Annotated in this window: 10 protein-coding genes, 1 other RNA gene and 1 pseudogene; 9 read left to right on the forward strand and 3 right to left on the reverse strand. The window is 40.2% G+C overall.

The window, feature by feature from the left end; translation table 11 throughout:
* Nucleotides 1–13: 13 nt before the first annotated feature.
* From FHQ08_RS03830 to nth, 4 genes are read left to right on the forward strand one after another with little or no spacing between them, the layout of a single operon-like run.
* Nucleotides 14–1,204 carry a pyridoxal phosphate-dependent aminotransferase gene (locus FHQ08_RS03830; protein ID WP_230913074.1) on the forward strand — a complete coding sequence of 397 codons (1,191 nt, stop codon included), beginning with the start codon at nucleotides 14–16 and terminating at the stop codon, nucleotides 1,202–1,204.
* Between the two features lie 22 nt (nucleotides 1,205–1,226).
* Nucleotides 1,227–2,525: an asparagine--tRNA ligase gene (asnS, locus tag FHQ08_RS03835; RefSeq protein WP_230913075.1), complete on the forward strand. Its 1,299-nt coding sequence runs from the start codon at nucleotides 1,227–1,229 to the stop codon at nucleotides 2,523–2,525.
* Between the two features lie 44 nt (nucleotides 2,526–2,569).
* Complete coding sequence (locus FHQ08_RS03840) at nucleotides 2,570–3,199, forward strand: DnaD domain-containing protein (RefSeq protein ID WP_230913076.1); 630 nt, start codon at nucleotides 2,570–2,572, stop codon at nucleotides 3,197–3,199.
* 30 nt (nucleotides 3,200–3,229) lie between these two features.
* Nucleotides 3,230–3,877, forward strand: a complete 648-nt coding sequence (gene nth, locus FHQ08_RS03845; protein WP_230913077.1) for an endonuclease III — start codon at nucleotides 3,230–3,232, stop codon at nucleotides 3,875–3,877.
* A 62-nt stretch (nucleotides 3,878–3,939) separates the two neighbouring features.
* Here the strand turns inward: nth and FHQ08_RS03850 are convergent, their stop codons facing one another.
* Nucleotides 3,940–6,249, reverse strand: coding sequence for a PBP1A family penicillin-binding protein (locus tag FHQ08_RS03850; RefSeq protein ID WP_230913078.1), 2,310 nt, complete (start codon nucleotides 6,247–6,249; stop codon nucleotides 3,940–3,942).
* Entirely contained in the window at nucleotides 6,249–6,878 is a 630-nt protein-coding gene (gene recU / locus FHQ08_RS03855) for a Holliday junction resolvase RecU (RefSeq protein ID WP_230913079.1), read from the reverse strand. The genes FHQ08_RS03850 and recU overlap by 1 nt, the downstream gene beginning before the upstream one ends.
* A 109-nt stretch (nucleotides 6,879–6,987) precedes the next feature.
* Between recU and FHQ08_RS03860 the strand changes: the two genes are divergently transcribed.
* The 5 genes and pseudogenes from FHQ08_RS03860 to FHQ08_RS03880 all read left to right on the forward strand — a co-directional run bounded on the left by FHQ08_RS03860 (nucleotide 6,988) and on the right by FHQ08_RS03880 (nucleotide 10,955).
* The gene (locus FHQ08_RS03860) at nucleotides 6,988–7,536 is read left to right on the forward strand and encodes a DUF1273 domain-containing protein (RefSeq protein ID WP_230913080.1); all 549 of its coding nucleotides are present in this window, start codon (nucleotides 6,988–6,990) and stop codon (nucleotides 7,534–7,536) included.
* Nucleotides 7,537–7,620: 84 nt separating this feature from the next.
* Nucleotides 7,621–7,974, forward strand: a pseudogene (gene gpsB, locus FHQ08_RS03865) (cell division regulator GpsB); the annotation flags it as partial.
* Nucleotides 7,975–8,405: 431 nt separating this feature from the next.
* Nucleotides 8,406–8,769: RNase P RNA component class B (gene rnpB, locus FHQ08_RS03870), an RNA gene on the forward strand.
* A gap of 75 nt (nucleotides 8,770–8,844) precedes the next feature.
* Nucleotides 8,845–9,966: a THUMP domain-containing class I SAM-dependent RNA methyltransferase gene (locus FHQ08_RS03875; protein ID WP_230913081.1), complete on the forward strand. Its 1,122-nt coding sequence runs from the start codon at nucleotides 8,845–8,847 to the stop codon at nucleotides 9,964–9,966.
* A gap of 26 nt (nucleotides 9,967–9,992) precedes the next feature.
* Nucleotides 9,993–10,955: an NAD(P)-dependent oxidoreductase gene (locus tag FHQ08_RS03880; RefSeq protein WP_230913082.1), complete on the forward strand. Its 963-nt coding sequence runs from the start codon at nucleotides 9,993–9,995 to the stop codon at nucleotides 10,953–10,955.
* Between the two features lie 81 nt (nucleotides 10,956–11,036).
* Here FHQ08_RS03880 and FHQ08_RS12955 read toward each other — a convergent pair.
* Nucleotides 11,037–11,193: IS3 family transposase (locus FHQ08_RS12955; protein ID WP_269073862.1), on the reverse strand; the 157-nt coding region annotated here is incomplete at its 5' end.

Genomic DNA, 11,193 nt, shown 5'->3' on the forward strand with positions numbered 1-11,193 from the left:
TGGGGGAATTTTCATGCATTTTTCAAAAAATGTCACACAGGTACAACCTTCAGCAACTTTAGCATTAAGCAGTAAAGCAAAGGCGAAAAAAGCACTTGGGTTAGATGTCATCGATTTGTCGATTGGTCAGCCTGACTTTGAAACACCAGAAAACATTGAAAGTGCTGCTATTGCGGCTATCAAAGCTGGCCGCGTTTCCGGTTATACCTCAGCCAGTGGTTTACCAGAATTAAAACAAGCTGTCATCGATAAAATTAAATCTATTTATGGTGTTACTTATCAACAGAGTCAAGTACTTATCACTACTGGTGCAAAATTTGCCTTATATGCGGCTTTTCAAGTATTATTAAATGCTGGTGATGAAGTTCTGATTCCGACACCTGCTTGGGTCAGTTATGTGGAACAAGTAAAACTAGCTGGGGGCAAACCAGTAGCGGTTAATAGTCTCGCTGGAAATTTCAAAGTAACCGTTGATGAATTAGAAGCCGCACGCACAAGTAAAACAAAAGCAGTTATTATTAATTCACCGCAAAATCCAACCGGTACGATTTATGATCAAGAGGATCTAACTCAAATTGGTAATTGGGCGGTTAAAAATGATATCACAATTATCTCTGATGATATCTACAATCAATTAACCTATAACCATGCCGAGTCTAGTGCCTTGATCAACATTTCAGAAGCAATTCGTGAGCACACTCTATTAATTCACGGCCTGTCTAAGTCATACTCAATGACTGGTTGGCGTATTGGATTTGCATTGGGTCCACAACGTTTGATCAAGGTAATGTCTATCTTAGCTGGACATGCGACCGGTAACCCGGCAACGGTTAGTCAATATGCAGCGATTGAGGCTTTAACTGGACCGCAAACTTCAGTTGAACAGATGCGTTCTGAATTTGAAGAGCGACTCAATACAATTTATCCTATGGTTCAGGCTTTACCCGGCTTTGAATTAACTGAAAAACCTCAAGGTGCATTTTACCTTTTCCCTGAGGTTAAAAATGCCGTGCAAATGACTGGTTTTGACACAACGGAAGCTTTCTGTGATGAATTATTGGAACAGAAGTTCGTTGCCGTTGTACCTGGCCGATCATTTGGCATGCCCGACCACCTCAGAATAAGTTACGCTGCCAACTTAGATGATATTGTGGAAGGTATTGATCGGATCAATGCTTTTATCACCGGCAGAGCAAACGATTAATTTTGAATTAAGGAGTTTAAAAATGGCAAAGCAGATCAACATTATAGATGCAAAAAATCACGTAAACGAAACAGTTCGAATTGGGGTTTGGCTGACAGATAAACGTTCCAGTGGTAAAATCTCATTCTTGCAGCTACGTGATGGCACTGCTTTTTTCCAGGGTGTTGTTGTTAAAAATGACGTATCAGAGGCTGTTTTTCAGCTAGCTAAAGAAGTGAAACAGGAAAGTAGTATGTGGGTCACTGGTGTGATTCATGAAGACTCTCGGTCACATTTTGGCTATGAAATCGAAATTAGTAACATTGAAATTGTAGGTGAAAGCGAGAACTTCCCAATTACACCGAAAGAACACGGGATTGAGTTCTTATTAGATCATCGGCATCTCTGGCTTCGTTCACGAAGGCCATATGCAATCATGCAAATTCGTAACGAACTAATTCACGCCACACACCGTTTCTTTGACCAGGAAGGCTTCTTAAAATTTGACCCACCAATTTTAACTGCCAATGCGCCGGAAGGGACAACCGAGCTATTCCACATTGATTATTTTGACGAAGATGCCTATTTATCACAGAGTGGACAGCTTTATGAAGAAGCCGGTGCTATGGCTTTCAATAAAGTTTATTCTTTTGGCCCCACTTTTCGTGCTGAGAAGTCCAAAACCCGACGTCACCTGACTGAATTTTGGATGATTGAACCAGAAATGGCTTTTATGCACCAAGAACAAAGTCTAGAAATTCAAGAACGTTATATTGCTTATTTGGTACAATCTGTTTTAGATCATTGTCAATATGCCTTAAAGTTGCTTGATCGCGACCCTAAGATTTTAGAAAAGTATACGAAAACACCTTATCCTCGCATCTCGTATGATGAAGCGATCGAAATGCTTCAGAAAAATAACTTTGATGTTAAATGGGGCGATGATTTTGGTTCCCCAGAAGAAACCTTTATTTCAGACCAATTTGAACAACCCGTTTTCGTTTTGAATTATCCTAAAACAATCAAGCCATTTTATATGAAATCCCATCCTACTCGTGACGATGTATACTTGTGTGCCGATATGTTGGCTCCTGAAGGGTATGGCGAAATCATTGGGGGTTCTGAACGTGAGACTGACTTTGAAACGCTCAAACAAAGTATCATTGACGCTGGTTTAAAGCCAGAAGATTATGATTGGTACTTGGATCTAAGAAGATTTGGTTCCGTGCCTCATGCTGGTTTTGGTCTGGGCCTTGAACGCGCAATTACATGGATTTGCCATCTAGACCATCTACGTGAAGCCATCCCATTCCCAAGAATGATCAATCGCATGCGGCCGTGATGCACATAATTATTTTGAGATGATATAAAGAGGTGACTCGATTAATGGCTGACTTTTCCGAGGCACTCCTGGAACATGGGAATACCAGCGTCCCTAATCTACTATTAGAACACATTGGTCAATTAAGTATTTCCGGAGACGAATTATTACTTTACCTAACGCTGCTGCGATTTCACGATCAAAAAATCGATTTTCCAAGCACACAGCAAATCGCATCTGCGCTTGGTTGGCCGCAAAATCAAATTTTTCAGGTTTTACAACAATTGATCAATAAACAATTTGTTTTAATTGAAACTAAGGAAGACCCTACGGCACATGTTCAGACTGATCATTATAATTTGCTACCATTATTTCGCCGTTTAAAACTCGTTTTAGAACAGGCACAGCAAACAGATAGTCAAAAACAAGTGCAGCTAAAGCGTCAGAATCTTTTCAAACAAATTGAGGTCGAATTCAATCGTGTCCTTTCACCAATTGAAATTCAGACAATCGATGCTTGGTTAAACCAAGATCATTATGATCCTGATCTAATCGAATTAGCCCTGCGTGAGGCTGTTTTAAACCAAGTCTATTCTTTGAAATATATGGATCGAATCTTACTGACTTGGGAAAAGAAAAATATTCGTACGAAAGAACAAGTCCAACGTGAAAAAGATATGCGGAATCAGTATTAAGCTAGTGATTTTTGAGGGAGGAACATCGCTTTGTTATCAAAAGCCAAAACTTTATGGGCGTTAGAACAAATGAAACTTGAATTTCCAAATGCTCAAGGGGCTTTGAATTGGGATACACCATTTCACTTGTTAATGGCTGTCATTCTTAGTGCTCAAGCAACCGATATTTCCGTTAATAAGGTTGCACCAGCTTTATTTGATCGCTTTCCTGACCCGGCTTCTCTAGCTAGTGCTGATCTTCAAGAAATTGAATCTTATATCCATTCAATTGGTTTATATCACAATAAAGCCAAGCATTTAAAAGCGTGTGCACAACAAATTATTGCGCGCTTTGATGGCCAGGTTCCTCAAAGCCACACAGATTTAGAATCACTCCCTGGCGTTGGGCGTAAAACTGCCAATGTTGTATTGGGTGACGCCTTTGGTATTCCTGGTTTTGCAGTAGATACGCATGTTGCTCGAGTTTCCAAGCGATTGCAGATTGTCAAAAAAAGTGCTTCGGTTCAAGAGGTCGAACAGGCGCTAACTGCAAAATTACCGAAAGGCGAGTGGGTGATAGACCATCATACCATGATTTTATTTGGGCGTTATCGTTGCACTGCGCGTAACCCTAAATGTGAGACTTGTCCTTTGCTGAGTATTTGTGCAGAGGGACAACGTCGTGTAAACACAAAGTAAATATAATACAAAAAGACTGAACTGCCTAACTAAGCGGTTCAGTCTCTTTTTTCATCTAATAATCAAGGCACTGTTTGTGTTGCTGGTTCGTGATAGTTTGGTGGCGTCGCTGGGTTTATATTTGTATCTGGTTGATTGTCGGGCGTTGTTTGATTATTTTCTTCAGTTGAATAACTACTGGAAGCACTGCTGCTAGATTGACTTTGTTCATCTTGAATTCGGGAACTTTCATCGACGCGCGAGTCACTTTCTGTTTCAGAAGAACTTGATGAACTTGTACTAGCTTCATCAGCTGAGCCTACTGCCCCTGAACGAGACGGCATACCATTGCTCCGTGAACTACGACTTGAAGAACCATTAGAGCGACGTAGTGTTGGTTGATGCCCCTTAATAAAGAGCTCTTTAGTTGTACCAACGGCTGAAGTTCCAATAACCGGTGGATTCGTACCAGTAATGATGTTTTCAGAAATAACATTAGTTGGTTTGGTCCAATCCGTATTCTCAACATTCTCTGATAACGAACTCATTAAACGCCGATACAAATACACTGGAATTTGTTGTTCCGACATAGATAACCCATTTTTCTCTGGTTGATCATATCCGGTCCAAAGCGCAATACTGTAATGCTTCGTATAGCCAGCAAACCAAGCATCTTTGGCTGAATTAGCCAAAGCAGGGTTCTGTGAAATTTCTTTGTCTGAATATTGTACAGTTCCGGTTTTCCCAGCTTGATATAAGCCTGATATTTGTGCGTTGGTTCCAGTGCCGTTACGAATCACATCTTTAAGCATATCGGTAATCATGTAAGCAGTAGAGGCCTTCATCGCCTGCTTAGATTGACTTTGGTAATTATGTTGCATCCCATCAGCTGTTATGATTTGAGAAACGTATTCTGGCTTCTGATAGACCCCATTATTGGCAAATGCCGCGTAAGCACTGGCAACTTGTAGTGTGGATACATCTGCACCGATCCCAACACTTAGACCGGCACTATCTGGGATAGTAATATCTAAGCCCGAAGCAAAATCTTTTGCACGACTCAAACCCACTGTTTCTAGCGTCCGAATTGCTGGAATATTTCGTGATTGTGCTAAGGCTTTCCGCATCGTAATATTGTCCATGTATTGATGATCCCAGTCCTTCAAATCAATGTCTGTGCCAGCATAGGTATAAGGTGTATCTTGGACATAATGATAAGTGGACCAGTTCAAATATTCAATTGCCGGGCCATAATCTAAAATCGGTTTAATTGTTGACCCATTACTGCGATTGGTTGAAGTTGCCCGATTCCATCCAAGCAAAACATTACCTTGCTTACGACCACCGATCATGGCAATCACGTGGCCCGTATCTGGTTCCACAATTGTGCCGGCTAACTGCATTTTGTTATCTGGAAATAGCGAACTATTATTAGCCAAGGTGTAGAGTTCTTTTTGAACATCTAAATGCAAATTCGTCTTAATTTTTAGATTATCCCGGTAAGGATCATAGCCTTTTGACTTTACATCGCTGATAACTTCTTTAACATAATTGTCTGTGACATATCGATTGTCATTATCTTGATCAGGATCTTTTTTCGGCAGTAATCCAGAATTAATTGGTGTCTGCTTAGCAGCAGTGGCATCAGTCTGTGAAATTTTATGATTAGCTAACATCGCATCAATCACTAAATCACGTCGCTGCTGAGCTGCATCAGGATTTTTATACGGATCATAAGTGTTCGGCGCTTGTGGCATACCAGCAAGTAACGCTGCCTGGGCGAGGGTTAATTCACTGGGCTTTTTGCCAAAATAGTATTCACTTGCTGTGCCCATGCCGTAAACACCGTTGGCTAAATAAACTTTATTCATATAAAATTCTAAAATTTGCTGCTTAGAGTAGTTGCGTTCAACATTGATTGTTAAATAAGCCTCTTGTATTTTACGTTTAAATGTCTGATCCGATTTTTTAGTTGAAAACACAGAAAGTTTGACTAATTGCTGAGTTAAAGTACTACCACCTTGGGGCGCACCAGAATGTGTCAGGTTATGAAGGCCGGCTTTAACGATTCTAATTGGATTAATACCAAAAGGTTCTTGGTAAAAACGCCGATCTTCAATTGATACAACTGCATCTTTTAACGTGGTCGAAAATTGGTCACTTGTCGTATACTGCCGATTCTCATTGCCCAAAGTGGTTACTTTGTTGCCACGATAATCTAGAATAACCGAAGAACCGCCACTTTGCAGCTTAGCCTGTGTCACAGCTGGTGCTTGTCGACCAAGATAAAAAAAGATACAAACAACAATCAAAACCAAACCGAGTAAAACTAACATGGTATTACGAAAAAAGTGGTTTTTTTTCGTTGTTTTATTTGTATTATTTGAACTCACTAATTTGACTCCTTTAAATAATCAAGTAATTGCTCTACCGCTTGAATGTAGGGTAGAATAGGGTGGATCGCATATTTAATTTCATAACCGTGATGTTCAAATTCGGTTAATTGAATTGATTTAGCGCCGCCCTGTTGTTGTGCTTCCCAAGCTGTGATCAATTTCGTAGCTGGATACAAAAAAACACGCTCCCAGGCAACAAACTTAACGAGTACAAAACAGATTCCCTGTTGTTTTAAACAACGTTTGAAATGATCAATTTGGTGCTGGTGAAAATTTTTCAGAGGGAACGACCGCTTATTCTTAGTCTCCTTCGCTTCAAAATCTAAATATCTACCTTGATAAACACCGTTATAATCTGTTGTAGACGGCTGGCGAAAATACGCTTCCTTGATGACAGCTTTGGCGCGTTTGGGATAATCGACGTGGACGATTTGTACTGGAGTTGGTTTTTTATAAACGACAGCAGTATCATGGTTACGGTAGTACTCATTACTACTGTTGATCTCATCTTCCAGTGCCATACCACGATGGCCAAAAACAACTTTCTGTTGCTTTGCTTTAACAAATTGTTCGTGCTTTAATTGTGCTACAGGCTCAAACGCCTGTCCATTGGGATATTTTATCATGACAGTCACGCTCCAGTTGTCCTATTATAACAAAAATTTTAAACAAACTTTTTAATTTCATATATTTGTCATAAAAAAATGAGTCTATCTTAACAGAGAAGGTGAATTGTTGGAAAATCTATGGGTGACAGGTTATCGTAATTATGAATTGAATGTTTACGATGACAAAGACCCAAAACTTCGAATTATTAAATACGCGTTACGACAACAACTAACGACCTATCTTGATCAAGGTTTAGCTTGGATCATCACCGGCGCTCAGCTTGGAAGTGAACAATGGACCATTCAAGTTGCTCAACAGCTAAAACAGGACTATCCTGAACTACGGGTAGCTGCGATGCTGCCTTTCATGGAGTTTGGACATAACTGGAATGAGGCCAATCAAACCCAGCTAAACAATATTTTGACTACGGCAGATTTTACGGGCAATGTAAGTGCCAAAGCTTATCATAGTCCGCAACAGCTGAAAAGTTATCAAACCTTTATGCTTGAACATACAGATGGTGCCCTGATGCTTTACGACCCCGAGTATCCAGGCAAACCCAAATATGACTATGATGCGATTTTAAAGTATCAAACGCAATCAGATTATACACTTGATTTGATCGATATGTATGATTTAGAAGACTTAAGCCGCCAAATTTCCCAGGATTCTTAGTCAATAATGGTTTTGAAAAGAAAATATTTTTGGTATACTGGTCACTAAGTAGTTGTTTTCAATTAAAATGAGGTGTTTTTAAACATGGATGGAAGAAGAGACTCGCAGGCCAATCGTCCGCAAGTACACATTAATTTACGACCTAAAGAAATTTTAGAAAAAGAATTTAAAACAAAAATGCGTGGCTATGATCCTGCAGAGGTCGATGAATTCTTAGATGATGTCATTAAAGATTATGAAACTTATAATACCCAATTAGAGCAATTAAACCAGGAAAATGCACGTTTGATCTCACGTATTGATGAGTTGAGTAAACAGGCAGCATCTGGGCAAGGATTGGCTAATGGCCAGCCTAATGCGACTAACGGCAATGTACCTTCAAATTATGATATTTTAAAACGGCTGTCAAATCTGGAACGTCATGTCTTTGGACAACAAAAATCTCCGGCACAACCTGGTACACCAGCCACATCTGGTAATAATTTTAATACTAATCCGAATTTAGCTGGTCAAGAGAACCGAGCTGGCCGTTACCAAAACACGATTACGAATAACGTTCAAAATCGGCAGAATAATTATCCTAATCAACCTGAAGCCCCGGTAAATAATCGGGCAACTCCTGCTATGCCCCAAACGGCACCAGCAAATAATGGGATGGGTAATCCAAATTTAAATTCTAATCCAAATGTTCGTCCTAATGACAATGTGTCGGACCCTCGAGTAGCCAATGCAAATCGTAATTACAATAATTATGGTAACAATCGTTTCGACCAAAATGATCCTGATCCAAGATTCCAAAACAATACACCCAATCGATATGATAATAATGACTTGAATCGTTTCTAATATTCTGTATAATGGATAAAGTAAATCTTGAGTGATTGCGGTCTGCTTTTGCAGGCTGAGGAAAGTCCATGCCCGCACAGGCTGCGATGCCTGTAGTGTTTGTGCTTGGCCCAATAAGCCAAGGCAGTCAAATCGACTGACGGCGGAGAATTCAACTAAGGTCTTTGGGACTATGCTGAATTACCTGAAAAGTGCCACAGTGACGGAGTCGTCTTAGAAATTTGACGAGTGGAACGCGGTAAACCCCATGAGCGAGTAACCCAAACTTTTGGTAGGGGCGTCTTGTAAAAGAAACTGAACGACTTACAGGAGCTATTATTAGCAGATAGATGATCACTGAAGGAAAGTTTTCCCAAGGCTTTCTGGAACAGAACATGGCTTATAGAGATTTATAGGGTGAGAGGCTGGTTTCAGCCTCTTTTTTTATTGACATGAAAACGGGTTTTATATGAGGAGACGAATATGACATATCAGTTAATGGCCACCATGGCTTCTGGCTTAGAAGCAATAACAGCTAAAGAGTTACAACAATTGGGTTATGAAACAACAACAGAAAATGGGCGTGTTTTATTCAAAGGAGATTTAAAAGATGTGGTTCGCACAAATCTCTGGTTGCGTTCCGCAGACCGAATCAAAATTATTCTAGCAGAATTTAAAGCTTTAAGCTTTGAGGATCTTTTCCAAGGTATCAAAGCAGTCCCTTTAGAAGAATACTTACCAATGAATGCGCAATTTCCAGTTACGGGACGCAGCGTACGTTCAAAATTACATTCGGAACCAGATATTCAAGGGGTTACGAAAAAAGCTATGGTCGAACGCTTAGCAAGCTTTTACCATCGACGTACTCGTTTTCCAGAAACTGGGGCACGTTATTTGTTTGACATCAACATCACTAAAGATAAAGCTCGTTTTACACTAGATACAACCGGCGATAGTTTATTCAAACGCGGCTATCGTGTCGAAGCAGGGGGTGCACCCATTAAAGAAAACTTTGCTGCAGCTTTGATCTTATTAACAAATTGGCATACCGACATGCCCTTTAGCGATCCAATGTGTGGTTCTGGAACCATACCTATCGAAGCAGCCTTAATTGGACATAATATTGCACCAGGTCGACTTCGTAAATTTGCTTTTGAAGCATTTGATTGGTTTGATGGTCAACTATTGAGCGATGCTAAAGCTCAAGCAGAGACAATGATCAGACAAGACCCACTAACGATTTATGGATCTGATATTGATCAAAATATGATTCAAATTGCTAAAGTTAATGCCAGCAATGCAGGGGTACTCCACGACATTCAATTTAAACAAATTGCTGTAAAAGATTTGAATATTGATGAGGATGATGGCGTCTTAGTTACCAATCCACCTTATGGGAAGCGACTAAAAGACGCTGAAAGTGCTCGTGAACTATACAAAGAATTGGGCCAAGTTTTTCGGCCATTGAAAACTTGGAGCAAGTATATTCTAACCTCAGATCTCGAATTCGAACACTATTTTGGTGCAAAAGCAACCAAACGGCGTAAACTTTACAATGGTGCCTTGAGAGCAGATTACTTCCAATACTGGGCCCAAAAGCACTAAGCTAATATTTGAATGGAGGCCTGTGTATGACGACGATGTTAACCATGGAAAGCCTGAAACCGGAACAAAGTACTTTCCTAAAACAAACTTATCCTGAACTAACAATTATCCCAGTCGAGGCTCTTGTGGCAGATCAGTTGCGGCAGATAAATATTATTTATGGCTATAAAAATACTTATGCCAAACTTTTGACCCAATTACTTAATGATCCCCAAAGTAAATTAAAATGGCTGCAAACGATCTCGGCCGGTGTAGATTATTTGCCATTGGCACAACTAGCTAAAAAGCATATTCTGGTTTCAAGCGCTAGCGGTATTCACGCCCAAGCAATCAGCCAAAATGTATTTGGCTATCTGCTCTATTGGGCGCGAGCTTTAGACAAAGCTATCGCAGCTAAGACACAACACCGATATGGCTTAGATCCGCAAAAAATCGTCAATCTTGATGGTAAAACAATGATGATTTTTGGAACTGGACATATTGGGCAGCAAATTGCCAAGGTTGCTCAAGTTTTTAACATGCATGTCATTGGGGTCAATCGTAGTGGGCGAGCTCAACCGTATTTTGATCAAATCGTTGACGATCAGGGCTATGCAGCTTCACTAGCCGATGTAGCCTACATTGTTAACGTCATGCCGTTAACAACAGCAACCCATCATTTTTTTAATGCGCAATTTTTCGAACAAGTTAATCATCAGGCTACGTTTATTAACGTTGGTCGTGGCCCCTCAGTAGACGAGACGGCTTTGATCAATGCTTTAAGCCATGGTCAAATCAAAGCAGCTGCCTTGGATGTTTTTGAGATGGAGCCATTACCACAAACATCTCCCTTGTGGCAAATGAATAATGTTTTGATCACGCCCCACACTTCAGGCTTGTTAGAGCATTTTCGCATTGCTTTCTTTAATGTATTTAAACCCAATCTAGCCCAATTCATGAAGGATGGTACTTTGATCCGTAACCAGATCGATTACCATGCGGGCTATTGATCAGCCAATTTATAAGTATAAAAAGGTATTGATTCAAGGAACTACTCCGTGTCAAGTAGACAACTTAAATAATTAAAATGCTTATGCACTTTTCTTAACGGCATGGCACCCATATTCGTTGGGGGTCATGCCGTTAAGTGTTTCTTGGCGACGTTTGTTGTTATACCAATCGATACAACGTGAAATCTGAAGCGCTAGTTCCTCTTGTGAATACGCTTGTTCAAAGGCGAAGAATTCT

Source organism: Agrilactobacillus fermenti (assembly GCF_021030645.1).
Classification (GTDB): Bacteria; Bacillota; Bacilli; order Lactobacillales; family Lactobacillaceae; genus Agrilactobacillus; species Agrilactobacillus fermenti.

Coding starts and splice junctions, on each gene's coding strand:
- FHQ08_RS03830 (WP_230913074.1), top strand. CDS start 14: ATGCATTTTTCAAAAAATGTCACACAGGTACAACCTTCAGCAACTTTA.
- FHQ08_RS03875 (WP_230913081.1), top strand. CDS start 8,845: ATGACATATCAGTTAATGGCCACCATGGCTTCTGGCTTAGAAGCAATA.
- FHQ08_RS03880 (WP_230913082.1), top strand. CDS start 9,993: ATGACGACGATGTTAACCATGGAAAGCCTGAAACCGGAACAAAGTACT.
- recU (WP_230913079.1), bottom strand. CDS start 6,878: ATGATAAAATATCCCAATGGACAGGCGTTTGAGCCTGTAGCACAATTA.
- asnS (WP_230913075.1), top strand. CDS start 1,227: ATGGCAAAGCAGATCAACATTATAGATGCAAAAAATCACGTAAACGAA.
- FHQ08_RS03840 (WP_230913076.1), top strand. CDS start 2,570: ATGGCTGACTTTTCCGAGGCACTCCTGGAACATGGGAATACCAGCGTC.